This is a genomic window from Pseudomonas sp. TMW22089, from assembly GCF_022496645.1.
GTDB lineage: Bacteria > Pseudomonadota > Gammaproteobacteria > Pseudomonadales > Pseudomonadaceae > Aquipseudomonas > Aquipseudomonas paraversuta.
Map to the genome: position 1 here is coordinate 1 of NZ_SCFG01000030.1, position 23,859 is coordinate 23,859.

Consider the following 23,859-nt stretch of genomic DNA (forward strand, 5'->3'; position numbering starts at 1 on the left):
TCAGAAGTGAAACGATGCATCGCCGATGGTAGTGTGGGGTTTCCCCATGTGAGAGTAGGTCATCGTCAAGATTAAATTCCAAACCCCCTGTCTGCTCACGCAGACAGGGGGTTTGTTTTTGTGCCGAAAAAAACATCGGTGCAACGCCTGCACAAAGCGTTTCTACAGGTGGATTTTGGCTTGCGACAACTCTCGGGCTTTCTATGCAATAGCGCTGCTCATGGCTATTATGCGTGCCTGATTGTGAGGCGGTACTTGCATGCTGACGTTGTTGAAACTACTCAAAGATGGTCGATTTCATTCAGGGCAGGCGCTGGGAGCTGCGCTCGGCGTCAGCCGTAGTGCTGTGTGGAAACAGCTTCAGCACCTGGAGTCAGAATTGAACTTGTCGATTCACAAGGTTCGTGGTCGTGGCTACCAGCTGGCAGCTCCTCTCGAGCTGCTCGAGCACGAACAAATGGCTGCCGGTCCCTGGCCAGTCTCTATCCATGAATCCCTTGACTCAACGAATGCCGAGTCCTTGCGCGCCATTGATCGCGGTCAGACTGCTCCCTTTGTCATTCTGGCTGAGCGTCAACTTGCTGGGCGGGGACGTAGGGGGCGCAAGTGGGTCAGCCCTTTCGCAGAGAATATTTATTACAGTCTGGTTCTGCGGATGGACGGCGGCATGCGCCAGCTAGAAGGCCTCAGCCTGGTGGTCGGCTTGGCAGTTTTGAGTGCTCTTCGAGAAATGGGTATCGAGAGGGCGGGGCTCAAGTGGCCAAATGACGTGTTGGTCGGAAATAAAAAGATCGCCGGAATTTTGCTTGAGCTGGTGGGTGATCCTGCCGATGTCTGTCACCTGGTGATTGGTATTGGTATCAATGCCAATATGCGGGTCGCCAGTGAGGTGGATCAGGCATGGACCTCGGTTTTTCTGGAGTCTGGCAAAGCCATAAACCGTAATTCGCTGGTGTCCAGCCTTAATCAGAGTTTGCTCACATACCTTAAGCGCCATGAGTCGTCCGGGTTTGCAGCGATCCAGGCAGAGTGGGAGAGCAATCATTTGTGGCAAGGGCGTGAAGTGTCGTTGATTGCTGGAGTGCATCAGGTGGATGGGACGGTCATGGGTATTGATCAGCAGGGTGCGCTTCGCTTGCGCGTAGAGGGCGAGGAGAAGGTGTTTAGCGGTGGCGAGCTTAGCCTGAGGTTGCGCCATGATTCTTGAACTGGACTGCGGCAACAGCTTTATAAAGTGGCGTGTGCTCGATGGTGGCAGAGTCGCTGGTGGAGGGGTCGTAGATTCCGATATCGGTCTGATAGCTTCGGTGCGAGCTGTTCCTGCATTGAATGTCGTCCAGTGTCGCCTGGTCAGCGTGCGTACCGATGAAGAGACCGCCAGCCTGGTAGCTGGCATAGCCTCGGCTTTCGGGGTCGGGGTTGCATGCGCCATGCCGGCCAGGAGCGTTTCGGGTGTGAGCAATGGTTACGAAGATTTTTCCCGCTTGGGGCTGGATCGTTGGCTTGCTCTCGTCGGTGGATATGAGTTGGCAAAGGGTGCGTGTCTGGTCCTGGATTTTGGCACTGCTGTAACGGCAGATTTTGTCGCGCCAGATGGCAGCCATTTAGGTGGCTTTATTTGCCCGGGAATGCCCTTGATGCGTGATCAGCTGCGCACGCACACGCGACGAATCAGATATGACGATTTTTCTGCCGAGCAGGCACTGCTTTTACGGGCTCCTGGTCGTACAACGGCTGAGGCCGTGGAGCGTGGCTGCTTGTTGATGATGCGGGGATTTGTCTTGACCCAGTTGGAATTGGCGCGTGATTACTGGGGGCAAGAGTTTGAGGTTTTTCTCACGGGAGGTGACGCTAGCCTGGTGAGCGATATGGTCCCGGGCGCCCGATTGGTGCCGGATCTTGTATTTGTCGGCTTGGCTGTAGCTTGTCCCTTCTCCTGAGGTTCTTATGCGTTGGCTGTTTCTGTTGCTGGTTGTTCTGAATGTTTTCTATTACATATGGCATCAGCAAGAGGCGCCTGTCAGAGCCAAGGAGGTTGTTTCATTGTCGTTGTACAAGGGGAGTCAGCAGGGTATCAGTCTGCTCAGCGAGGCTCGCCCCTCGTTAGCCGTCGCTGAGCCCCAGGCTACATCTGGGGCGGGTGCGGAGTGTGTCTACCTGGGGAATATCTCCAGTGAGGATCAGCTGGACAGGGTCCAGCGCAGGCTCGCCGATATGGATATCCGTACGCAAAGAGCTGATGTCGCTGCGGGGGATTTGGCTGGATATGCCATTCAAATCAATCCCGAGAGCAGCGCCAGGGTCAATGAAATGCTGTTGCAGAACCTTGCCAATGAATTCAATGAGTTAAAACTCAAAAAAATGCACTGTGAGGGCTTGCAGCTACCCTGATCTTTGCATAGAATGGCGCCCGCTCCACAGTGAACGCCAAACAGGCTTTGAAGTGTGAAGTGAGTCAAGTTGCTAACTTCCTGAATTACTTGAAGAAAGTGCTTGACAGAAGGGTAGAATGATGTAGAATTCTGCCTCGCTTAGGAGGGGTTCCCGAGCGGCCAAAGGGATCAGACTGTAAATCTGACGTCTACGACTTCGAAGGTTCGAATCCTTCCCCCTCCACCATATTTAAGCTCGAATAGCAAGATTTGCGGGTGTAGTTTAGTGGTAGAACCTCAGCCTTCCAAGCTGATGATGCGGGTTCGATTCCCGCCACCCGCTCCAGTCTTGCTGTTTTTGCGATGTGTTTTGCTCTTGTAGCTCAGTTGGTAGAGCACACCCTTGGTAAGGGTGAGGTCAGCGGTTCAAATCCGCTCAAGAGCTCCATATAACAAGGCAGATATGAAAATATCTGCCTTTGTTTTAACAGGTGCATAGCCTGTCCGGAGTGTTTGCCGGTGGTGCCAGGTGTTTTGGGTGTCGCTGCTCTGGTTGGTGTTACTGTTGTGATCAGCTCGCATTCTGCTGTTCACAGGGTCGTAAGTTTGGTGTTGCCAGGCTTGAGGCAAAAGTAATTGCATTGGTTGTTGAAAAGTCTCTCTCGTGCCTGCATAATTCGCGGCTCGATAATGTTTTAGGTCAGTAGCTCAATTGGCAGAGCGACGGTCTCCAAAACCGTAGGTTGGGGGTTCGATTCCCTCCTGACCTGCCAGATTCGCTCATTGCGTCTGGCTTTCTTTTCACAGGATCCTCTTAGATGACTCCCAAGGCTGAAGTTCAAGGCTCTCGCTTCGATCTCCTCAAGTGGCTTGTAGTGGTTGCTCTTGTGGTGGTTGGCGTTGTTGGGAATCAGTATTATTCTGGTTCGCCGATCCTGTATCGTGTCATTGCACTTCTTGTGATTGCTGCTGTTGCTGCCTATGTGGGCTTGCAAACGGCAAAAGGCAAGTCGTTCTCTGTCTTGGTGAAGGAAGCTCGTACTGAGATTCGTAAAGTCGTATGGCCAACTCGCCAAGAAACTACGCAGACCACGTTGATCGTGGTGGCTGTTGTTCTAGTTATGGCGTTGCTGTTGTGGGGTTTAGATTCCCTGCTCGGCTGGCTCGTTTCCTTGATTGTTGGCTAAGGGTGTCCCGTGGCTAAGCGTTGGTACGTAGTGCATGCTTATTCGGGTTACGAAAAGCATGTTATGCGCTCTTTGATTGAGCGTATTAAGCTGGCAGGCATGGAAGAAGGCTTCGGCGAAATTCTGGTTCCCACTGAAGAAGTGGTTGAAATGCGTAATGGCCAGAAACGCAAAAGCGAACGCAAGTTCTTCCCTGGCTATGTGCTGGTACAAATGGACATGAGCGAAGGGACTTGGCACTTGGTCAAGGATACCCCTCGCGTAATGGGCTTCATTGGTGGTACCGCCGATAAACCGGCGCCAATCACCGATAAAGAGGCAGAAGCAATTCTGCGTCGTGTTGCTGATGGTAGCGACAAGCCCAAGCCGAAAACACTGTTCGAGCCAGGTGAAGTTGTTCGTGTCACCGATGGCCCGTTCGCTGATTTCAATGGCACCGTCGAAGAAGTTAACTACGAAAAGAGTCGCATCCAAGTGGCAGTGCTCATTTTCGGTCGCTCTACTCCGGTAGAGCTAGAGTTTAGCCAGGTCGAAAAGGTCTAGCTGAACACGAATCCCAACCCCATGGCTTAGGCTGTGGGGTTTTGTCGTCACTGGGATAAACGCGCAAGTAACCGGGGAGCCTTTCTAGGCGTCTGAACCCGTAATTGGAGTGCCTCATGGCCAAGAAGATTACCGCTTACATCAAGCTGCAAGTGAAGGCCGCTCAGGCCAACCCAAGCCCACCTGTCGGCCCAGCTTTGGGTCAACACGGTGTGAACATCATGGAATTCTGCAAGGCTTTCAACGCCCGTACTCAGGGTATTGAAGCTGGCCTGCCGACTCCAGTGATCATCACTGTATACAGCGACCGTAGCTTCACATTCGAAACCAAATCGACTCCTGCTTCGGTTCTGCTGAAGAAGGCTGCCGGTTTGACTAGCGGTTCCGCTCGTCCAAACACCGTTAAGGTTGGCACTGTTACCCGTGCTCAGCTGGAAGAAATCGCGAAAACCAAAAACGCGGATCTGACTGCAGCTGATATGGAAGCAGCCGTGCGTACCATCGCCGGTTCTGCTCGTAGCATGGGCCTTAACGTGGAGGGTGTGTAATGGCTAAGCTGACTAAGCGTCAAAAGGCAATCGCCGGTAAAATTGAAGCTGGCAAGTCTTACAACTTTGTAGACGCTGCTGCTTTGCTGGCTGAGCTGTCCACTGTCAAGTTCAGCGAGTCTTTTGACATCGCTGTTAACCTGGGCGTAGACCCACGTAAATCTGACCAGGTTGTTCGTAGCGCTACTGTGCTGCCACACGGCACTGGCAAGACTGTACGTGTAGCTGTGTTCACCCAGGGTCCAGCTGCTGAAGCTGCTTTGGCTGCCGGCGCTGATCGCGTTGGTATGGACGACCTGGCTGCCGAAATGAAAGGCGGCGACCTGAACTATGACGTAGTTATTGCATCCCCGGACGCAATGCGTGTTGTAGGTCAGCTGGGTCAGATCCTTGGTCCACGTGGTCTGATGCCTAACCCTAAGGTTGGTACTGTAACTCCAGACGTAGCTACTGCGGTTAAGAACGCAAAAGCTGGTCAGGTTCGTTATCGCACTGACAAAAACGGTATCATTCACACTTCCGTTGGCAAGATCGGCTTTGATGCCGTCAAGCTGAAGGAAAACGTTGAAGCCCTGATCGCTGATCTGAAGCGTATCAAGCCAGCTTCCTCGAAAGGTATTTACGTTAAGCGCGTTACCCTGAGCACCACTATGGGCCCGGGCCTGGTCATCGACCAGGGTTCTCTGGACGCGTAAGACAAATTGGCGTGGCTTGCCGCGCCAATGAAAGATTGGGGTCCCTGCCTGGCGGGGGCTATCCAAGACCGTAGGCGGCGAAAGCCTTAAACCTCAAGCCTACGCAGATGGTGCTCCCGGTTCCTTACCGAATCAGACACCAAAACGACATCCGGCTCAGGCCAGATGAAACGGTAACAAGCAGGAGTTAAACCCGTGGCAATTAAACTCGAAGACAAGAAGGCCATCGTCGCTGAAGTCAACGAGGCTGCCAAAGTTGCCCTGTCTGCTGTTGTGGCTGATGCCCGCGGCGTGACAGTAGGCGCTATGACCGGACTCCGTAAAGAGGCTCGTGAAGCTGGCGTTTACGTACGTGTTGTACGTAACACCCTGCTCAAGCGCGCTGTTGCTGACACTGAATACAGTGTTCTCAACGACGTGTTCACCGGCCCGACCTTGATCGCATTCTCCAACGAACATCCAGGTGCTGCTGCCCGTTTGTTCAAAGAGTTCGCTAAAGGTCAGGATAAGTTCGAGATCAAGGCAGCTGCGTTCGAGGGCAAGTTCCTCGCAGCTAATCAGATCGACGTACTGGCAAGTCTGCCGACCCGTGACGAAGCAATTTCTCAGCTGATGAGCGTGATTCAAGGCGCTACCAGCAAATTGGCTCGTACTCTGGCGGCACTTCGCGACCAGAAAGAAGCTGCTGCAGCCTAAGGCTGAGCTACTCCTTTCAGCGTTTATTGTTTATTTCGATAGCCGCCTAGGCTGTCACCCCAATACAGGAATTTATAGTCATGTCTCTGACTACTCAAGAAATCATCGACGCAATCGGTTCGAAATCCGTTCTGGAAATCGTTGAGCTGATCAAGGCAATGGAAGAAGCATTCGGCGTTTCCGCTGCTGCTGCTTCTGCTGGTCCTGCTGCTGCCGCTGCTGTTGTTGAAGAGCAAACTGAATTCAACGTCATGCTGCTGGAAGCTGGCGAGAAGAAAGTTAACGTGATCAAGGCTGTTCGCGAGCTGACTGGTCTGGGCTTGAAAGAAGCCAAGGCAGTAGTAGACAGCGCTCCTAGCGTTGTTCTGGAAGCTGTTGCGAAAGACGCAGCTGACAAAGCCAAGGCTGCCTTGGAAGAAGCAGGCGCTAAAGTCGAGCTGAAGTAAGCCTCGACCTTGCGTCTCCAGCCCAAGCGTTAAGCAGAAGGCTGATGGCTGGTGGCTCTTGCCACCGGCCTTTTTCCGTTATTGGCTGCCGACTGGGTCGGCGCCTCTAACGTGCTGTAACCACCCTGTGCGGTGGAGCAAACCAAGGGGTTTGCACGATTTTCTGGCTGCTCCCGTCGGGAGAGGCCAAACAAGCAGGTGACCAAGCTGGGGAACGCTGATGGCTTACTCATATACTGAGAAAAAACGTATCCGCAAGGACTTTAGCAAGTTGCCGGACGTCATGGATGTGCCGTATCTCTTGGCAATCCAGCTGGATTCGTATCGTGAATTCTTGCAGGCGGGAGCGACTAAAGATCAGTTCCGCGACGTGGGCCTGCATGCGGCCTTCAAATCCGTTTTCCCGATCATCAGCTACTCCGGCAATGCTGCGCTGGAGTACGTCGGTTATCGCTTGGGCGAGCCGGCATTTGATGTTAAAGAATGCGTGTTGCGCGGTGTAACTTACGCCGTACCTTTGCGGGTAAAAGTTCGTTTGATCATTTTCGACAAAGAATCGTCGAACAAAGCGATCAAGGACATCAAAGAGCAAGAAGTCTACATGGGTGAAATCCCCCTGATGACTGAAAACGGTACCTTTGTAATCAATGGTACCGAGCGTGTAATCGTTTCCCAGTTGCACCGTTCCCCGGGCGTGTTCTTTGACCACGACCGCGGCAAGACGCACAGCTCCGGTAAACTGCTTTATTCCGCGCGTATCATTCCTTACCGCGGTTCGTGGTTGGACTTCGAGTTCGATCCGAAAGACTGCGTGTTCGTCCGTATTGACCGTCGTCGCAAGCTGCCTGCATCGGTACTGCTGCGCGCGCTGGGTTATACAACTGAGCAGGTGCTGGACGCGTTCTACACCACCAACGTATTCCACGTTCAGGGCGAAAGCATCAGCCTGGAACTGGTACCTCATCGCCTGCGCGGTGAAATTGCGGCCATCGATATTACCGATGACAAAGGCAAGGTGATTGTCGAGCAAGGTCGTCGTATTACTGCTCGTCACATCAACCAGCTGGAAAAAGCCGGTATCAAAGAGCTCGTTATGCCTCTGGACTATGTCCTGGGTCGCACAACGGCCAAGGCTATCGTGCATCCGGCTACCGGCGAAATCATTGCTGAGTGCAACACCGAGCTGACCACCGAGATTCTGGCGAAAGTCGCCAAGAGCCAGGTTGTTCGTATCGAAACGTTGTACACCAACGATATCGACTGCGGTCCGTTCGTCTCCGACACTCTGAAGATCGACTCCACCAGCAACCAATTGGAAGCGCTGGTCGAGATCTATCGCATGATGCGTCCAGGCGAGCCGCCAACCAAAGACGCTGCCGAGACTCTGTTCAACAACCTGTTCTTCAGCCCTGAGCGCTATGACCTGTCTGCGGTCGGCCGGATGAAGTTCAACCGTCGTATCGGTCGTACCGAGATCGAAGGTTCGGGCGTGTTGTGCAAAGAAGACATCGTCGCGGTACTGAAGACTCTGGTCGACATCCGTAACGGTAAAGGCATCGTCGATGACATCGACCACCTGGGTAACCGTCGTGTTCGCTGTGTAGGCGAAATGGCTGAAAACCAGTTCCGCGTTGGCCTGGTGCGTGTTGAACGCGCGGTCAAAGAGCGTCTGTCGATGGCTGAAAGCGAAGGCCTGATGCCGCAAGACCTGATCAACGCCAAGCCAGTGGCTGCGGCGGTGAAAGAGTTCTTCGGTTCCAGCCAGCTCTCGCAGTTCATGGACCAGAACAACCCGCTGTCCGAGATCACCCACAAGCGCCGTGTATCTGCACTGGGCCCGGGCGGTCTGACGCGTGAGCGTGCAGGCTTTGAAGTTCGTGACGTACACCCGACTCACTACGGTCGTGTATGCCCGATTGAAACGCCGGAAGGTCCGAACATCGGTCTGATCAACTCCCTGGCCGCCTATGCGCGCACCAACCAGTACGGCTTCCTTGAGAGCCCGTACCGCGTGGTGAAAGACGCTCTGGTCACCGACGAGATCGTATTCCTGTCCGCCATCGAAGAAGCTGATCACGTGATCGCTCAGGCCTCGGCCACGATGAACGACAAGAAAGTCCTGATCGACGAGCTGGTAGCTGTTCGTCACTTGAACGAATTCACCGTCAAGGCGCCGGAAGACGTCACCCTGATGGACGTTTCGCCGAAGCAGGTTGTGTCGGTTGCAGCGTCGTTGATTCCGTTCCTCGAGCACGATGACGCCAACCGTGCGTTGATGGGTTCGAACATGCAGCGTCAAGCTGTACCTACCCTGCGCGCTGACAAGCCGCTGGTTGGTACCGGCATGGAGCGTAACGTAGCCCGTGACTCCGGCGTTTGCGTCGTGGCTCGTCGTGGTGGCGTGATCGACTCCGTTGATGCAAGCCGTATCGTGGTACGTGTTGCAGATGACGAAGTAGAAACTGGCGAAGCCGGTGTCGACATCTACAACCTGACCAAATACACCCGCTCCAACCAGAACACCTGCATTAACCAGCGTCCGCTGGTTCGCAAGGGTGATCGAGTGCAGCGCAGCGACATCATGGCCGACGGTCCGTCCACCGATATGGGTGAGCTGGCTCTGGGTCAGAACATGCGCATCGCGTTCATGGCCTGGAACGGTTACAACTTCGAAGACTCCATCTGCTTGTCGGAACGGGTTGTTCAAGAAGATCGCTTCACCACGATCCACATCCAGGAACTGACCTGTGTGGCACGTGACACCAAGCTTGGGCCTGAAGAGATCACTGCAGACATCCCGAACGTGGGTGAAGCTGCACTGAACAAACTGGACGAAGCCGGTATCGTTTACGTTGGTGCTGAAGTTGGCGCGGGCGACATTCTGGTAGGTAAGGTCACTCCGAAAGGCGAGACCCAGCTGACTCCGGAAGAGAAGCTGTTGCGTGCAATCTTCGGTGAAAAAGCCAGCGACGTTAAAGACACCTCCCTGCGTGTACCTACCGGTACCAAAGGTACTGTCATCGACGTGCAGGTCTTCACTCGCGACGGCGTTGAGCGTGATGCTCGTGCACTGTCCATCGAGAAGACCCAGCTGGACGAGATCCGCAAGGATCTGAACGAAGAGTTCCGCATCGTTGAAGGCGCCACTTTCGAACGTCTGCGCTCTGCACTGGTCGGCCGTATTGCCGAAGGTGGAGCCGGTCTGAAGAAAGGCCAGGAAATCACCAATGAGGTCCTGGACGGTCTTGAGCATGGTCAGTGGTTCAAACTGCGCATGGCTGAAGATGCTCTGAACGAGCAGCTTGAAAAAGCCCAGGCTTACATCATCGATCGCCGTCGTCTGCTGGACGACAAGTTCGAAGACAAGAAGCGCAAACTGCAGCAGGGCGATGACCTGGCTCCGGGCGTGCTGAAAATCGTCAAGGTTTACCTGGCAATCCGTCGTCGCATCCAGCCGGGTGACAAGATGGCTGGTCGTCACGGTAACAAAGGTGTGGTCTCCGTGATCATGCCGGTTGAAGACATGCCGTACGATGCCAATGGCACCCCGGTGGATGTGGTCCTCAACCCGTTGGGCGTACCTTCGCGTATGAACGTTGGTCAGATTCTCGAAACTCACCTGGGCCTCGCAGCCAAAGGTTTGGGCGAGAAGATCAACCTCATGATTGAAGAGCAGCGCAAGGTTGCTGACCTGCGCAAGTTCCTGCATGAGATCTACAACGAGATTGGCGGTCGTCAAGAAAGCCTGGATGACTTCTCCGACCAGGAAATCCTGGACCTGGCGAAGAACCTTCGTGGCGGTGTGCCGATGGCTACCCCGGTGTTCGACGGTGCCAAGGAAAGCGAAATCAAGGCAATGTTGCGCCTGGCAGATCTGCCGGACAGCGGCCAGATGACGCTGACTGACGGCCGTACCGGCAACCAGTTTGAACGTCCGGTTACTGTTGGCTACATGTACATGCTGAAGCTGAACCACTTGGTAGACGACAAGATGCACGCTCGTTCTACCGGTTCTTACAGCTTGGTTACCCAGCAGCCGCTGGGTGGTAAGGCACAGTTCGGTGGTCAGCGTTTCGGGGAGATGGAGGTTTGGGCGCTGGAAGCTTACGGCGCGGCATACACTCTGCAAGAAATGCTCACAGTGAAGTCGGATGATGTGAACGGTCGTACCAAGATGTACAAAAACATCGTGGACGGCGATCACCGTATGGAGCCGGGCATGCCCGAGTCCTTTAACGTGTTGATCAAAGAAATTCGTTCCCTCGGCATCGATATCGATCTGGAAACCGAATAACACGTGACGTGAATCGAGAGTGGGGCGGTATTGCCCGCTCTCTGCTCCGCCAGGAGGAAAGGCCTTGAAAGACCTACTGAATTTGCTGAAAAACCAGGGTCAAGTCGAAGAGTTCGACGCCATCCGTATTGGATTGGCATCGCCTGAGATGATCCGTTCGTGGTCGTTCGGTGAAGTTAAAAAGCCGGAAACCATCAACTACCGTACGTTCAAGCCTGAGCGTGACGGCCTGTTCTGCGCCAAAATCTTTGGCCCGGTTAAGGATTACGAGTGCCTGTGCGGTAAGTACAAGCGCTTGAAGCACCGCGGTGTGATCTGTGAGAAGTGTGGCGTTGAAGTCGCACTGGCCAAGGTCCGTCGCGAGCGCATGGCTCACATTGAACTGGCATCGCCGGTTGCTCACATCTGGTTCCTGAAATCGCTGCCGTCCCGTATCGGCTTGCTGATGGACATGACCCTGCGTGATATCGAACGCGTTCTCTACTTCGAGAGCTATGTCGTTATCGATCCGGGCATGACCACTCTGGAAAAAGGTCAGCTGCTGAACGATGAGCAGTACTTCGAAGCGCTGGAAGAGTTCGGCGACGACTTTGATGCCCGTATGGGTGCTGAAGCTGTCCGTGAACTGCTGCACGCTATCGATCTGGAACACGAGATTGGCCGTCTGCGCGAAGAGATTCCGCAAACCAACTCCGAAACCAAAATCAAGAAACTGTCCAAGCGCCTGAAGTTGATGGAAGCCTTCCTGGGCTCCGGCAACCTTCCGGAGTGGATGGTACTGACCGTTCTGCCGGTTCTGCCGCCAGATCTGCGTCCTTTGGTTCCGCTGGATGGTGGTCGTTTCGCGACTTCCGACCTCAACGATCTGTATCGTCGAGTGATCAACCGTAACAACCGCTTGAAGCGCCTGCTTGATCTGTCCGCTCCGGACATCATCGTGCGTAACGAAAAGCGTATGTTGCAAGAAGCGGTCGACGCATTGCTCGACAACGGCCGTCGTGGCCGCGCTATCACCGGTTCCAACAAGCGTCCTCTGAAATCCCTGGCTGACATGATCAAGGGTAAGCAGGGTCGTTTCCGTCAGAACTTGCTCGGTAAGCGTGTTGACTACTCGGGTCGTTCGGTAATTACCGTAGGTCCGACCCTGCGTCTGCACCAGTGCGGTCTGCCGAAAAAAATGGCTCTCGAGCTGTTCAAGCCGTTCATCTTCGGCAAGCTTGAAATGCGCGGTCTCGCGACCACCATCAAAGCCGCCAAGAAAATGGTTGAGCGCGAATTGCCAGAGGTTTGGGACGTTCTCGCAGAAGTCATTCGCGAACACCCGGTTCTCCTCAACCGTGCACCGACCCTTCACCGTCTGGGTATCCAGGCGTTTGAACCGGTACTGATCGAAGGTAAGGCTATCCAGCTGCACCCGTTGGTCTGTGCTGCGTACAACGCCGACTTCGACGGCGACCAAATGGCCGTGCACGTACCGCTGACGCTGGAAGCCCAGCTGGAAGCGCGTGCGTTGATGATGTCGACCAACAACATTCTGTCGCCAGCCAACGGTGAGCCAATCATCGTTCCGTCGCAGGACGTTGTATTGGGTCTGTACTACATGACGCGTGAAGCGATCAACGCCAAAGGCGAAGGTCGTGTGTTCGCGGATCTGCAGGAAGTTGACCGTGTGTTCCGTGCCGGCGAAGCCGCACTGCACGCCAAGGTCAAAGTGCGTATCCACGAAACCGTCAACGACCGTGACGGCGGCAGCGTGAGCAACGTTCGTATTGTCGACACCACTGTCGGCCGTGCCTTGTTGTACCAGGTTGTGCCAAAAGGTCTGTCGTACGATGTCGTCAACCTGCCGATGAAGAAAAAGGCGATCTCCAAGCTGATCAACCAGTGCTACCGCGTGGTTGGTTTGAAAGAGACCGTGATTTTCGCTGACCAGTTGATGTACACCGGTTTTGCTTACTCGACCATTTCCGGCGTTTCCATCGGTGTTAACGACTTCGTTATCCCGGATGAAAAAGCCCGCATCATCGCGGCTGCAACCGATGAAGTGAAAGAGATCGAAAGTCAGTACGCCTCGGGCCTGGTAACACAGGGCGAGAAGTACAACAAAGTAATCGACCTTTGGTCGAAAGCTAACGACGAAGTCTCCAAGGCAATGATGTCGAACCTCTCGAAAGAGAAGGTTATTGACCGTCACGGCGTTGAGGTTGAGCAAGAGTCGTTCAACTCGATGTACATGATGGCCGACTCCGGCGCACGGGGTTCTGCAGCGCAGATCCGTCAGCTGGCCGGTATGCGTGGTCTGATGGCCAAGCCGGATGGCTCCATCATCGAAACGCCGATTACTGCGAACTTCCGTGAAGGTTTGAGCGTACTTCAGTACTTCATCTCTACTCACGGTGCTCGTAAGGGTCTGGCGGATACCGCCTTGAAAACTGCTAACTCCGGTTACTTGACGCGTCGTCTGGTAGACGTTGCGCAGGATCTGGTTGTGACTGAAGTCGACTGCGGGACCGAACACGGTCTGCTGATGACTCCGCACATTGAAGGCGGTGACGTTGTTGAGCCGTTGGGTGAACGCGTACTGGGTCGAGTAATCGCCCGTGACGTATTCAAGCCGGGTACCGATGAAATCATCGTTCCTGCTGGCACCCTGGTCGACGAGAAGTGGGTTGAATTCATCGAGCTGAACAGCATCGACGAAGTAATCGTACGCTCGCCAATCAGCTGCGAAACCCGCTTCGGTATCTGTGCCAAGTGCTACGGTCGCGATCTGGCCCGTGGTCACCAGGTGAACATCGGTGAAGCTGTCGGCGTAATCGCTGCCCAGTCGATCGGTGAGCCGGGTACACAGCTGACCATGCGTACGTTCCACATCGGTGGTGCGGCTAGCCGGACCTCTGCTGCTGACAGCGTTCAGGTGAAGAATGGCGGTACTGTCCGTCTGCACAACCTGAAGCACGTTGAGCGGGTAGATGGTTGCCTGGTAGCAGTATCCCGTTCCGGTGAGCTGGCAATCGCTGATGACTACGGTCGTGAGCGCGAGCGCTACAAGCTGCCGTACGGTGCCGTGATTTCGGTTAAAGAAGGTGACAAGGTCGACGCTGGCTCTATCGTAGCCAAGTGGGATCCGCACACTCACCCAATCGTTACCGAAATGAAAGGTACCGTGACCTACGTGGGCATGGAAGAAGGCATCACGATCAAGCGTCAGACTGACGAATTGACCGGTATGACCAACATTGAAGTACTTGATGCCAAAGACCGTCCAGCTGCCGGCAAGGACATCCGTCCAGCCGTCAAGATGGTTGGTGTTGATGGCAAGGATCTGCTGTTGCCAGGTACCGACGTACCGGCTCAGTACTTCCTGCCGGCGAACGCCCTGGTCGGTGTAGCGGATGGTCCGGAAATCGCGATCGGTGACGTTATCGCTCGTATTCCGCAAGAAACTTCGAAAACTCGAGACATCACCGGTGGTCTGCCACGGGTTGCTGACTTGTTCGAAGCCCGTCGTCCGAAAGAAGCCTCGATTCTGGCTGAAGTCAGCGGCACCATCGCGTTCGGTAAAGAGACCAAGGGCAAGCGCCGTCTGGTCATTACTCCGAACGACGGTACTGATCCGTACGAAGAGCTGATTCCAAAGTGGCGTCACCTGAACGTCTTCGAAGGCGAACAAGTGAACCGCGGCGAAGTTATCTCCGACGGTCCGAGCGATCCACACGACATCCTGCGTTTGCTGGGTGTGAGTGCGTTGGCCAAGTACATCGTTAACGAAATTCAAGACGTTTACCGTCTGCAAGGCGTAAAAATCAACGACAAGCACATCGAGACCATTCTGCGTCAGATGCTGCGTAAAGTTGAGATTGCCGAGTCTGGCGATTCCACCTTCATCAAGGGCGACCAGATGGAGTTGACGCATGTACTGGTCGAGAACGAGCGCCTGGGCAACGAAGACAAGTTCGTGTCCAAGTTCACTCGCGTTCTGTTGGGTATCACCAAGGCGTCGTTGTCGACTGAATCGTTCATCTCCGCGGCCTCTTTCCAAGAGACCACCCGCGTACTGACCGAAGCAGCGGTAACCGGCAAGCGCGATTACCTGCGCGGCCTGAAAGAAAACGTGGTCGTGGGTCGTTTGATCCCGGCTGGTACCGGTCTGGCATACCACAGCGAGCGCAAGCGTCGTCGTGAGGCTGACAAACCGTTGCGCGTAAGCGCCAGTGAAGTGGAAGCTGCACTGACCGAAGCACTGAACTCGAGCGGTAACTGAGTTCTGAGCTGATTGAAAGGTAGGCCCCGGTCGTTCCGTTCATCGAATCGAGACATTTTGTCTTGGTTAGATGAGTGGGAAGGTCGGGGCCTTGCCTTGACTGGGGACAAGATCCTCTTTAGACTCTTGTACCCCTAAATTTGGCGGGAATTCGTTCCTGCCATTTTGCTTTTCTTGCAAGACAATAGCGTCGCAAGACAACAGTGGAGCTAGTAGATGGCAACTATCAACCAGCTGGTACGTCAGCCGCGTAAGCGTATCGTCGAGAAATCCGACGTGCCTGCGCTGCAAAACTGCCCGCAACGTCGTGGCGTATGCACCCGTGTGTATACAACTACGCCGAAAAAACCTAACTCGGCACTGCGTAAAGTATGCCGTGTGCGCCTGACCAACGGTTTCGAGGTTTCCTCGTACATCGGTGGTGAAGGTCACAACCTGCAAGAACACAGCGTGGTACTGATTCGTGGCGGTCGTGTAAAAGACTTGCCAGGTGTTCGTTATCACACCGTTCGCGGTTCGTTGGATACTTCCGGTGTTAAAGGTCGTAACCAGGGTCGTTCGAAGTACGGTACCAAGAAGCCGAAGTAGTTTTCGGTCGCTTGTAAATAATGCAGATTTCTTTTTTTCTGAGTCGATAAGAGTAAGGTCGGACGTGCATCCTCTGGGTGTAATGGTTCCGAGCTAACCTGAAGACCGTTTGAGGGCTTATCCATGCCAAGAAGACGCGTAGCAGCCAAGCGCGATGTGCTTGACGATCCAAAATACGGAAGCCAAATCCTGGCCAAGTTCATGAACCACGTGATGGAAAGCGGCAAGAAAGCCGTTGCCGAGCGTATCGTTTATGGCGCGCTGGACAAGGTTAAAGAACGCAAGAACAGCGATCCCCTGGAAATCTTCGAGAAAGCTCTCGACGCCATCGCTCCGCTGGTCGAAGTGAAGTCGCGCCGTGTAGGCGGTGCTACTTACCAGGTTCCGGTCGAAGTTCGCCCGTCCCGTCGTAACGCCCTGGCAATGCGCTGGTTGGTAGACTTCGCCCGCAAGCGCGGCGAGAAGTCTATGGCTCTGCGCTTGGCTGGCGAACTGTTGGATGCTGCTGAAGGCAAGGGCGCAGCAGTTAAGAAGCGTGAAGACGTGCACCGTATGGCTGAAGCTAACAAAGCTTTCTCGCACTACCGCTTCTAATTTCAGCGCTACTCATTTTGCGAGGGCTTTATGGCTCGTACTACACCGATTAACCGCTACCGTAACATTGGTATCGTTGCTCACGTGGATGCTGGTAAAACCACCACCACCGAGCGCGTCCTTTTTTACACTGGCAAAAGTCACAAGATGGGCGAGGTGCATGATGGCGCCGCGACCACAGACTGGATGGTTCAGGAGCAGGAGCGTGGTATTACCATTACTTCTGCTGCTATTACCGCCTTCTGGAAAGGTTCTGCCAAGCAGTACAAAGACGAGCATCGCTTCAACGTAATCGATACCCCGGGCCACGTTGACTTCACTATTGAAGTTGAACGTTCCCTGCGTGTACTCGATGGCGCGGTTGTTGTGTTCTGCGGTACTTCGGGTGTTGAACCTCAGTCGGAAACCGTATGGCGTCAAGCCAACAAATACGGCGTTCCGCGTCTTGTTTACGTAAACAAGATGGACCGTGCCGGTGCTAACTTCCTGCGCGTGATTGAGCAGATCAAGAAGCGTCTTGGTCACACTCCGGTTCCAATCCAGCTGGCTATCGGTTCTGAAGACAACTTCCAGGGTCAGATTGATCTGATCAACATGGAAGCTGTTTACTGGAACGATGCTGACAAAGGTATGGTTCCTGTTCGTAAGCCTATCCCTGCTGAACTGCAGGAACTGGCTGACGAATGGCGCGACAACATGGTTCAGGCTGCTGCCGAAGCCAATGAAGAGCTGATGAACAAGTACCTCGAAGGTGAAGAATTCACCATCGAAGAAATCAAGGCTGCTCTGCGTCAGCGTACTATCGCTGGTGAGATCGTCTTGGCTGTTTGCGGTTCTTCCTTCAAGAACAAGGGTGTTCCCCTGGTTCTCGACGCCGTTATCGACTTCCTGCCTGCACCTACCGATATTCCTGCCATCAAGGGTACTGACCCGGATGACGAGACTATCGAACTGGAGCGTCATGCAGACGACAGCGAGCCGTTCTCGGCTCTGGCGTTCAAGATCGCTACCGACCCATTCGTGGGTACCTTGACCTTCGTTCGAGTTTACTCGGGCGTGTTGAACTCCGGCGACGGCGTAATCAACTCGGTTAAAGGCAAGAAAGAGCGCGTGGGTCGTATGGTGCAAATGCACGCAAACGCCCGTGAAGAGATCAAGGAAGTACGCGCTGGTGACATCGCGGCCTTGATCGGCATGAAGGACGTCACCACTGGTGAAACCTTGTGCAACGCTGACAAGCCAATCATCCTGGTTCGTATGGACTTCCCGGAGCCGGTTATTTCGGTTGCCGTTGAGCCAAAGACCAAAGATGACCAGGAAAAAATGGGTGTCGCTCTGGGCAAACTTGCTCAGGAAGATCCATCTTTCCGCGTAAAAACTGATGAAGAAACTGGTCAAACGATCATTTCTGGCATGGGCGAGCTGCACTTGGACATCCTGGTTGACCGGATGCGCCGTGAGTTCAACGTCGAAGCCAACATCGGTAAGCCTCAGGTTTCGTATCGTGAGCGCATCACGAAGAGCTGTGAGATCGAAGGCAAGTTCGTTCGTCAGTCCGGCGGTCGTGGCCAGTTTGGTCACTGCTGGATCCGTTTTGCTCCTGCTGACGAAGGTCAGGAAGGTCTGCAATTCGTGAACGAAGTGGTAGGTGGTGTGGTTCCTAAGGAATACATCCCGGCTATCCAGAAGGGTATCGAAGAGCAGATGAAGAACGGTGTTGTTGCCGGCTATCCGCTGATCGGCCTGAAGGCTACCGTGTTTGATGGTTCTTACCACGACGTCGACTCCAACGAGATGGCGTTTAAGGTGGCTGCTTCCATGGCTACCAAGCAACTGGCCTCCAAAGGCGGCGGTGAGTTGCTTGAGCCGATCATGGCGGTAGAGGTTGTTACACCTGAAGACTATATGGGTGACGTGATGGGCGACTTGAATCGTCGTCGCGGCATGATCCAGGGTATGGAAGATACGGTCTCCGGCAAAGTAATTCGTGCTGAAGTTCCGTTGGGTGAAATGTTCGGTTATGCGACCGACGTTCGTTCCATGTCTCAGGGTCGCGCAAGCTACTCTATGGAATTCAAAAAATACGATACAGCTCCGTCGCACATCGTCGAAGCTGTTACTAAAAAACAAGGCTGATTTAGTTCAGTCCTTTAGGCAAGGAGTTAATTGTCGTGGCTAAAGAAAAATTTGATCGTTCCCTACCGCACGTCAACGTTGGCACTATCGGTCACGTTGACCATGGTAAAACCACGCTGACCGCAGCTCTGACTCGTGTTTGCTCCGAGATTTTCGGTTCGGCCATCGTTGACTTCGATAAAATCGACAGCGCGCCAGAAGAAAAAGCTCGTGGTATCACCATCAACACTGCGCACGTTGAATACAACTCGCTGATCCGTCACTACGCTCACGTTGACTGCCCAGGTCACGCTGACTATGTGAAGAACATGATCACCGGTGCTGCCCAGATGGACGGCGCGATCCTGGTTTGTTCGGCCGCTGATGGTCCGATGCCACAAACTCGTGAGCACATCCTGCTGTCCCGTCAGGTTGGCGTTCCGTACATCGTGGTCTTCCTGAACAAGGCTGACCTGGTAGACGACGCTGAGCTGCTGGAACTGGTTGAGATGGAAGTGCGCGATCTGCTGAGCACTTACGACTTCCCGGGCGACGACACTCCGATCATCATCGGTTCTGCTCGTATGGCGCTGGAAGGCAAAGACGACAACGAAATGGGCACCACTGCCGTTCGTAAACTGGTTGAAACTCTGGATACTTACATTCCGGATCCAGTTCGTGTTATCGACAAGCCGTTCCTGATGCCAATCGAAGACGTATTCTCGATTTCGGGTCGCGGTACTGTTGTAACTGGTCGTATCGAGCGCGGTATCGTTCGCGTTCAAGATCCGCTGGAAATCGTTGGTCTGCGTGACACTACTGTTACCACCTGCACCGGCGTTGAAATGTTCCGTAAGCTGCTCGACGAAGGTCGTGCTGGCGAGAACTGCGGCGTGCTGCTGCGCGGCACCAAGCGTGACGACGTAGAGCGTGGCCAGGTTCTGGTTAAGCCGGGTTCGGTTAAGCCACACACTACCTTCGAAGCTGAAGTGTACGTGTTGAGCAAAGAAGAAGGCGGTCGTCACACTCCGTTCTTCAAAGGCTACCGTCCACAGTTCTACTTCCGGACCACTGACGTGACCGGTAACTGCGAACTGCCGGAAGGCGTTGAAATGGTAATGCCAGGCGACAACATCAAAATGGTTGTCACCCTGATCAAAACCATCGCAATGGAAGACGGTCTGCGTTTCGCAATCCGTGAAGGCGGTCGTACCGTTGGCGCTGGCGTTGTAGCCAAAATCATCGCGTAAGTGATGATTGCCTGAAAAAGCCCCCGCTCAGCGGGGGCTTTTTTTATTGAGTTGACACCTACTGGGGTCGTCTATAGAATTGCGCCTCCTTTTAACGGGCGTATTGCGCTCGGTGGGAATAGCAATCTGGAGTCTGAAATCCAATGCAAAATCAGCAAATCCGTATCAGGTTGAAGGCTTTTGACCATCGCCTGATCGACCAATCAACCCAGGAAATCGTGGAAACCGCGAAACGTACTGGTGCTCAAGTGCGTGGTCCAATTCCACTGCCTACCCGTAAAGAGCGGTTCACCGTTCTGGTCTCCCCGCACGTCAACAAAGACGCGCGTGACCAGTACGAGATCCGTACTCATAAGCGCGTACTGGACATCGTCCAGCCAACGGATAAAACCGTTGATGCACTTATGAAGCTTGATCTTGCGGCCGGTGTGGAAGTGCAGATCAGCCTCGGCTAAGACTTGGGTCTTAGTCGTGTAACGCTCTGAAATGGGCGGCCATAGCGGGTGAAAGCCCCGTACACTCATGAGGTTTACAACATGACTATTGGTGTAGTCGGTCGTAAATGCGGTATGACCCGTATTTTCACCGAAGAAGGTGTCTCCATTCCGGTCACGGTCATTGAGATCGAACCGAATCGCGTCACCCAGTTCAAAACTGAAGAAACCGATGGCTATCGTGCAGTGCAAGTCACTGTCGGCGAGCGTCGCGCTTCGCGTGTAACTGCTGCTCAAGCGGGTCACTTCGCTAAAGCAAACGTTGCAGCTGGTCGTACCGTAATGGAATTCCGCCTTGAAGAAGGCGAGTACCAGGCAGGCGATCTGATCAACGCTGAAATCTTCACCGCAGGTCAGATGGTCGATGTGACCGGTCAGTCCAAAGGTAAAGGCTTCCAGGGTACGATCAAGCGTTGGAATTTCCGTGGCCAAGATAACACTCACGGTAACTCCGTTTCCCACCGCGTCCCGGGCTCTATTGGCCAGTGCCAGACTCCTGGTCGTGTATTCAAGGGCAAAAAAATGTCCGGTCATATGGGCGCTGAGCGCGTGACCGTGCAGTCCCTCGAAGTAGTGCGCGTCGACGCTGAACGCAATCTGTTGTTGGTCAAAGGTGCTGTTCCTGGCGCTACTGGCGGCAACCTGGTTGTACGTCCGGCGGCCAAGGCTCGCGGTTAAGGGGAAGCTGACATGCAATTAAACGTAAATGACGCTCAAGCGATCGAAGTTTCCGAACTGACATTTGGCGGCGAGTTCAACGAGACGCTGGTTCACCAAGCAGTCGTGGCCTACATGGCCGGCGGCCGTCAAGGTAGCAAGCAGCAAAAGACCCGTTCCGATGTTCGTGGTGGCGGTAAGCGCCCATGGCGTCAGAAAGGTACTGGCCGTGCTCGTGCCGGTACTATCCGTAGCCCAATCTGGCGTGGCGGCGGTACCACTTTCGCAGCTCGTCCACAGGATCACTCTCAGAAGCTCAACAAGAAGATGTACCGCGCAGCAATGCGTTCCATCCTTGCTGAACTGGTTCGTACTGATCGTCTGATCGTGGTTCAGGACTTCGCAGTTGAAGCACCGAAGACCAAAGATCTGCTGAACAAACTGAATGGCATGGGTCTGACAGACGTCCTGATCGTGTCCGAAGTTGTTGATCAGAACCTGTACCTGGCTGCTCGCAACCTGCCACACGTTGATGTACGTGACGTGCAAGGTTCCGATCCAGTTAGTCTGATCGCATACGACAAGGTGTTGATCACCGTGTCGGCCGTGAAGAAATTCGAGGAGCTGCTGGGATGAACCAGGAACGCGTATTTAAAGTTCTGCTTGGCCCGCACGTTTCCGAGAAGGCTACGGTTCTGGCAGACAAGAAAGGCCAGTTCGTTTTCAAGGTTGCTACTGATGCAACCAAGCTGGAAATCAAGAAGGCCGTCGAAAGCCTGTTCAGCGTGAAAGTTGAGCGTGTTACTACCCTGAATGTTCTGGGTAAAAGCAAGCGCACCGCTCGCGGCGTGGGCAAGCGTAATGACTGGAAGAAGGCAGTAATCTCCCTTCAGCCAGGCCAAGATCTCGATTTCAGCAGCAGTGCTGAGTAAGGAAGGGGTGCATCATGGCAATCGTTAAATGCAAACCGACTTCCCCTGGCCGCCGTCATGTGGTCAAGGTGGTCAACCAGGAGCTGCATAAAGGCGCTCCTCACGCACCGCTGCTCGAGAAGAAATCGAAGACTGGTGGTCGTAACAACAATGGCCGTATTACCACGCGTCACATCGGTGGTGGTCATAAGCAGCATTATCGTTTGGTCGACTTCCGTCGCAACGACAAAGATGGCATTCCAGCCACTGTTGAGCGTATCGAATACGATCCAAACCGTACTGCTCACATTGCTCTTATGTTGTACGCAGACGGCGAGCGCCGCTACATCATCGCCCCTAAAGGCGTGAGTGCCGGTGACCAGCTGATCGCAGGTGCTTTGGCACCGATCAAGCCGGGCAACGCTCTGCAACTGCGCAACATTCCAGTTGGTAGCACCGTACACGGCATCGAATTGAAGCCGGGTAAAGGCGCGCAAATCGCACGTTCCGCTGGTGCTTCGGCTCAGCTGGTCGCTCGTGATGGTGTCTATGTGACCCTGCGTCTGCGCTCTGGTGAAATGCGTAAAGTATTGGCTGAATGCCGTGCAACGCTTGGCGAAGTCTCGAACTCCGAGCACAGCCTGCGTTCCCTGGGTAAAGCTGGTGCCAAACGCTGGCGTGGCGTTCGCCCAACCGTTCGTGGTGTTGCCATGAACCCGGTTGACCACCCACATGGTGGTGGTGAAGGTCGTACCTCTGGTGGTCGTCATCCGGTATCGCCATGGGGCTTCCCGACTAAGGGCGCGAAGACTCGTGGTAATAAGCGTACCGACAAAATGATCGTCCGTCGTCGCAAGTAAATAGAGGGATACGACAGTGCCACGTTCTCTGAAAAAAGGTCCTTTTATTGATCTTCACCTACTGAAGAAGATCGAAGTGGCGGCGGAAAAGAACGATCGCAAACCGGTGAAAACCTGGTCGCGCCGTTCTATGATCCTGCCACAAATGGTCGGTCTGACCATCGCTGTGCATAACGGTCGTCTTCATGTCCCAGTTCTTGTGAACGAAGACATGGTTGGCCATAAACTAGGCGAGTTTGCCGGTACCCGCACTTATCGTGGGCACGTGGCAGACAAGAAAGCCAAGCGTTAAGGGGTAAGGAACGATGGAAGTAGCCGCTAAGTTGTCGGGCGCTCGAATCTCCGCCCAGAAAGCCCGCTTGGTCGCCGACCAGATCCGCGGGAAGAAGGTGGGCGAAGCGCTCAACCTGTTGGCTTTCAGCAACAAGAAAGCCGCCGAGATCATCAAGAAAGTGCTGGAGTCGGCCGTAGCCAACGCCGAGCATAACGAAGGCGCAGACGTTGACGACCTTAAAGTCGCTACCGTTTTCGTCAACGAAGGGCGTTCGCTGAAGCGCATCATGCCGCGTGCCAAAGGCCGCGCTGATCGCATCGTCAAGCGGTCTTGCCATATCACTGTCAAGGTTGCTGACAAGTAACGGAGTCGAAGAGATGGGTCAGAAAGTACATCCCATTGGCATTCGCCTGGGAATCGTCAAGGAGCACACCTCCGTCTGGTACGCAGACGGCCGGACTTATGCGGACTATTTGTTCGCTGATCTGAAGGTGCGTGAATACCTCCAAGACAAACTAAAAAGCGCGTCCGTAAGCCGTATCGATATCCATCGTCCGGCTCAGACTGCACGTATCACCATCCACACTGCTCGTCCTGGTATCGTTATCGGGAAGAAAGGTGAAGATGTTGAGAAACTGCGTCAGGACCTGACCAAGCAAATGGGTGTGCCTGTGCACATCAATATCGAAGAGATCCGCAAGCCGGAACTCGACGGTATGCTGGTTGCGCAGAGCGTAGCTCAGCAGCTGGAGCGTCGTGTAATGTTCCGTCGCGCGATGAAACGCGCTGTACAGAACGCTATGCGCATTGGTGCCAAAGGCATCAAAATCCAAGTGAGCGGTCGTCTCGGCGGTGCTGAAATCGCACGTACTGAATGGTATCGCGAAGGTCGTGTGCCACTGCACACCCTGCGTGCCGACATCGACTATGCCAACTACGAAGCTCACACCACTTACGGTGTGATCGGTGTAAAGGTTTGGATCTTCAAAGGCGAAGTAATTGGTGGTCGCCAAGAAGAACTGAAGCCACAAGCACCAGCGCCTCGTAAAAAAGCTGCTAAGTAAGGGGTAC

23 protein-coding genes and 4 tRNA genes are annotated in these 23,859 nt (G+C 54.1%); all 27 read left to right on the forward strand.

Translation table 11 applies throughout. The features are described 5' to 3' along the window. Positions 1–259: 259 nt before the first annotated feature. Complete coding sequence (gene birA / locus EQV90_RS19620; RefSeq protein ID WP_010655447.1) at positions 260–1,207, forward strand: bifunctional biotin--[acetyl-CoA-carboxylase] ligase/biotin operon repressor BirA; 948 nt, start codon at positions 260–262, stop codon at positions 1,205–1,207. Beyond that, positions 1,197–1,940, forward strand: coding sequence for a pantothenate kinase (locus EQV90_RS19625; protein ID WP_003444403.1), 744 nt, complete (start codon positions 1,197–1,199; stop codon positions 1,938–1,940). Before birA ends, EQV90_RS19625 begins: the two co-directional genes overlap by 11 nt. Positions 1,941–1,947: 7 nt before the next feature. After that, entirely contained in the window at positions 1,948–2,391 is a 444-nt protein-coding gene (locus tag EQV90_RS19630; RefSeq protein WP_240878563.1) for a hypothetical protein, read from the forward strand. 143 nt (positions 2,392–2,534) lie between these two features. Beyond that, positions 2,535–2,619: transfer RNA gene (locus EQV90_RS19635), tRNA-Tyr, on the forward strand. Between the two features lie 25 nt (positions 2,620–2,644). Further along, positions 2,645–2,718: transfer RNA gene (locus EQV90_RS19640), tRNA-Gly, on the forward strand. 26 nt (positions 2,719–2,744) lie between these two features. Then, positions 2,745–2,820, forward strand: a tRNA-Thr gene (locus EQV90_RS19645). Between the two features lie 249 nt (positions 2,821–3,069). Next, a tRNA-Trp gene (locus EQV90_RS19650) sits at positions 3,070–3,145 on the forward strand. A 45-nt stretch (positions 3,146–3,190) separates the two neighbouring features. Continuing rightward, complete coding sequence (gene secE, locus EQV90_RS19655; RefSeq protein WP_003444399.1) at positions 3,191–3,559, forward strand: preprotein translocase subunit SecE; 369 nt, start codon at positions 3,191–3,193, stop codon at positions 3,557–3,559. A gap of 9 nt (positions 3,560–3,568) precedes the next feature. Beyond that, complete coding sequence (nusG, locus tag EQV90_RS19660) at positions 3,569–4,102, forward strand: transcription termination/antitermination protein NusG (protein ID WP_003444397.1); 534 nt, start codon at positions 3,569–3,571, stop codon at positions 4,100–4,102. Positions 4,103–4,218: 116 nt separating this feature from the next. After that, positions 4,219–4,650 (forward strand): 50S ribosomal protein L11, encoded by a 432-nt coding sequence (rplK, locus tag EQV90_RS19665; protein ID WP_003444395.1) that lies wholly within the window; start codon positions 4,219–4,221, stop codon positions 4,648–4,650. Beyond that, positions 4,650–5,345, forward strand: coding sequence for a 50S ribosomal protein L1 (rplA, locus tag EQV90_RS19670; protein WP_003444394.1), 696 nt, complete (start codon positions 4,650–4,652; stop codon positions 5,343–5,345). Before rplK ends, rplA begins: the two co-directional genes overlap by 1 nt. A gap of 195 nt (positions 5,346–5,540) precedes the next feature. Then, positions 5,541–6,041: a 50S ribosomal protein L10 gene (gene rplJ / locus EQV90_RS19675; RefSeq protein WP_003444392.1), complete on the forward strand. Its 501-nt coding sequence runs from the start codon at positions 5,541–5,543 to the stop codon at positions 6,039–6,041. A gap of 80 nt (positions 6,042–6,121) precedes the next feature. Continuing rightward, positions 6,122–6,487: a 50S ribosomal protein L7/L12 gene (gene rplL, locus EQV90_RS19680; RefSeq protein WP_003444390.1), complete on the forward strand. Its 366-nt coding sequence runs from the start codon at positions 6,122–6,124 to the stop codon at positions 6,485–6,487. A gap of 220 nt (positions 6,488–6,707) precedes the next feature. Continuing rightward, positions 6,708–10,781 (forward strand): DNA-directed RNA polymerase subunit beta, encoded by a 4,074-nt coding sequence (rpoB, locus tag EQV90_RS19685; RefSeq protein ID WP_003444388.1) that lies wholly within the window; start codon positions 6,708–6,710, stop codon positions 10,779–10,781. 64 nt (positions 10,782–10,845) lie between these two features. Continuing rightward, positions 10,846–15,045 (forward strand): DNA-directed RNA polymerase subunit beta', encoded by a 4,200-nt coding sequence (gene rpoC, locus EQV90_RS19690; protein WP_240878564.1) that lies wholly within the window; start codon positions 10,846–10,848, stop codon positions 15,043–15,045. 216 nt (positions 15,046–15,261) lie between these two features. Further along, positions 15,262–15,633, forward strand: a complete 372-nt coding sequence (gene rpsL, locus EQV90_RS19695) for a 30S ribosomal protein S12 (RefSeq protein WP_002555494.1) — start codon at positions 15,262–15,264, stop codon at positions 15,631–15,633. Between the two features lie 123 nt (positions 15,634–15,756). Continuing rightward, the gene (gene rpsG / locus EQV90_RS19700; RefSeq protein ID WP_003444383.1) at positions 15,757–16,227 is read left to right on the forward strand and encodes a 30S ribosomal protein S7; all 471 of its coding nucleotides are present in this window, start codon (positions 15,757–15,759) and stop codon (positions 16,225–16,227) included. A gap of 30 nt (positions 16,228–16,257) precedes the next feature. Continuing rightward, positions 16,258–18,363, forward strand: a complete 2,106-nt coding sequence (gene fusA / locus EQV90_RS19705; protein ID WP_003444381.1) for an elongation factor G — start codon at positions 16,258–16,260, stop codon at positions 18,361–18,363. 35 nt (positions 18,364–18,398) lie between these two features. Further along, positions 18,399–19,592 carry an elongation factor Tu gene (gene tuf / locus EQV90_RS19710; protein WP_003444379.1) on the forward strand — a complete coding sequence of 398 codons (1,194 nt, stop codon included), beginning with the start codon at positions 18,399–18,401 and terminating at the stop codon, positions 19,590–19,592. A gap of 143 nt (positions 19,593–19,735) precedes the next feature. Beyond that, a complete protein-coding gene (rpsJ, locus tag EQV90_RS19715) occupies positions 19,736–20,047 on the forward strand; it encodes a 30S ribosomal protein S10 (protein ID WP_003186070.1) in 312 nt (103 codons plus the stop codon). 81 nt (positions 20,048–20,128) lie between these two features. Then, positions 20,129–20,764 carry a 50S ribosomal protein L3 gene (gene rplC / locus EQV90_RS19720; protein WP_003444377.1) on the forward strand — a complete coding sequence of 212 codons (636 nt, stop codon included), beginning with the start codon at positions 20,129–20,131 and terminating at the stop codon, positions 20,762–20,764. A 12-nt stretch (positions 20,765–20,776) separates the two neighbouring features. Then, complete coding sequence (gene rplD / locus EQV90_RS19725; RefSeq protein ID WP_003444376.1) at positions 20,777–21,379, forward strand: 50S ribosomal protein L4; 603 nt, start codon at positions 20,777–20,779, stop codon at positions 21,377–21,379. Beyond that, positions 21,376–21,675 (forward strand): 50S ribosomal protein L23, encoded by a 300-nt coding sequence (gene rplW / locus EQV90_RS19730; RefSeq protein ID WP_003444375.1) that lies wholly within the window; start codon positions 21,376–21,378, stop codon positions 21,673–21,675. Before rplD ends, rplW begins: the two co-directional genes overlap by 4 nt. A gap of 14 nt (positions 21,676–21,689) precedes the next feature. After that, entirely contained in the window at positions 21,690–22,514 is an 825-nt protein-coding gene (gene rplB / locus EQV90_RS19735; RefSeq protein ID WP_003444374.1) for a 50S ribosomal protein L2, read from the forward strand. Positions 22,515–22,530: 16 nt separating this feature from the next. Beyond that, positions 22,531–22,806: a 30S ribosomal protein S19 gene (rpsS, locus tag EQV90_RS19740; RefSeq protein ID WP_003232420.1), complete on the forward strand. Its 276-nt coding sequence runs from the start codon at positions 22,531–22,533 to the stop codon at positions 22,804–22,806. Positions 22,807–22,819: 13 nt separating this feature from the next. Next, positions 22,820–23,152 (forward strand): 50S ribosomal protein L22, encoded by a 333-nt coding sequence (gene rplV / locus EQV90_RS19745; RefSeq protein ID WP_003444373.1) that lies wholly within the window; start codon positions 22,820–22,822, stop codon positions 23,150–23,152. Positions 23,153–23,165: 13 nt separating this feature from the next. Continuing rightward, the gene (rpsC, locus tag EQV90_RS19750; protein ID WP_003176422.1) at positions 23,166–23,852 is read left to right on the forward strand and encodes a 30S ribosomal protein S3; all 687 of its coding nucleotides are present in this window, start codon (positions 23,166–23,168) and stop codon (positions 23,850–23,852) included. The last annotated feature ends 7 nt before the right edge of the window (positions 23,853–23,859 follow it).

Bases quoted from the DNA above. Each gene is read 5' to 3' on its own strand.
- EQV90_RS19625 (WP_003444403.1), top strand. From the start codon at position 1,197: ATGATTCTTGAACTGGACTGCGGCAACAGCTTTATAAAGTGGCGTGTG.
- rpsL (WP_002555494.1), top strand. From the start codon at position 15,262: ATGGCAACTATCAACCAGCTGGTACGTCAGCCGCGTAAGCGTATCGTC.
- rplL (WP_003444390.1), top strand. From the start codon at position 6,122: ATGTCTCTGACTACTCAAGAAATCATCGACGCAATCGGTTCGAAATCC.
- rplW (WP_003444375.1), top strand. From the start codon at position 21,376: ATGAACCAGGAACGCGTATTTAAAGTTCTGCTTGGCCCGCACGTTTCC.
- rplV (WP_003444373.1), top strand. From the start codon at position 22,820: ATGGAAGTAGCCGCTAAGTTGTCGGGCGCTCGAATCTCCGCCCAGAAA.
- birA (WP_010655447.1), top strand. From the start codon at position 260: ATGCTGACGTTGTTGAAACTACTCAAAGATGGTCGATTTCATTCAGGG.
- EQV90_RS19630 (WP_240878563.1), top strand. From the start codon at position 1,948: ATGCGTTGGCTGTTTCTGTTGCTGGTTGTTCTGAATGTTTTCTATTAC.
- rplA (WP_003444394.1), top strand. From the start codon at position 4,650: ATGGCTAAGCTGACTAAGCGTCAAAAGGCAATCGCCGGTAAAATTGAA.
- rplB (WP_003444374.1), top strand. From the start codon at position 21,690: ATGGCAATCGTTAAATGCAAACCGACTTCCCCTGGCCGCCGTCATGTG.
- rplD (WP_003444376.1), top strand. From the start codon at position 20,777: ATGCAATTAAACGTAAATGACGCTCAAGCGATCGAAGTTTCCGAACTG.
- fusA (WP_003444381.1), top strand. From the start codon at position 16,258: ATGGCTCGTACTACACCGATTAACCGCTACCGTAACATTGGTATCGTT.
- rplK (WP_003444395.1), top strand. From the start codon at position 4,219: ATGGCCAAGAAGATTACCGCTTACATCAAGCTGCAAGTGAAGGCCGCT.
- rplC (WP_003444377.1), top strand. From the start codon at position 20,129: ATGACTATTGGTGTAGTCGGTCGTAAATGCGGTATGACCCGTATTTTC.
- rpoB (WP_003444388.1), top strand. From the start codon at position 6,708: ATGGCTTACTCATATACTGAGAAAAAACGTATCCGCAAGGACTTTAGC.
- rpsG (WP_003444383.1), top strand. From the start codon at position 15,757: ATGCCAAGAAGACGCGTAGCAGCCAAGCGCGATGTGCTTGACGATCCA.
- rpsC (WP_003176422.1), top strand. From the start codon at position 23,166: ATGGGTCAGAAAGTACATCCCATTGGCATTCGCCTGGGAATCGTCAAG.
- secE (WP_003444399.1), top strand. From the start codon at position 3,191: ATGACTCCCAAGGCTGAAGTTCAAGGCTCTCGCTTCGATCTCCTCAAG.
- rpsJ (WP_003186070.1), top strand. From the start codon at position 19,736: ATGCAAAATCAGCAAATCCGTATCAGGTTGAAGGCTTTTGACCATCGC.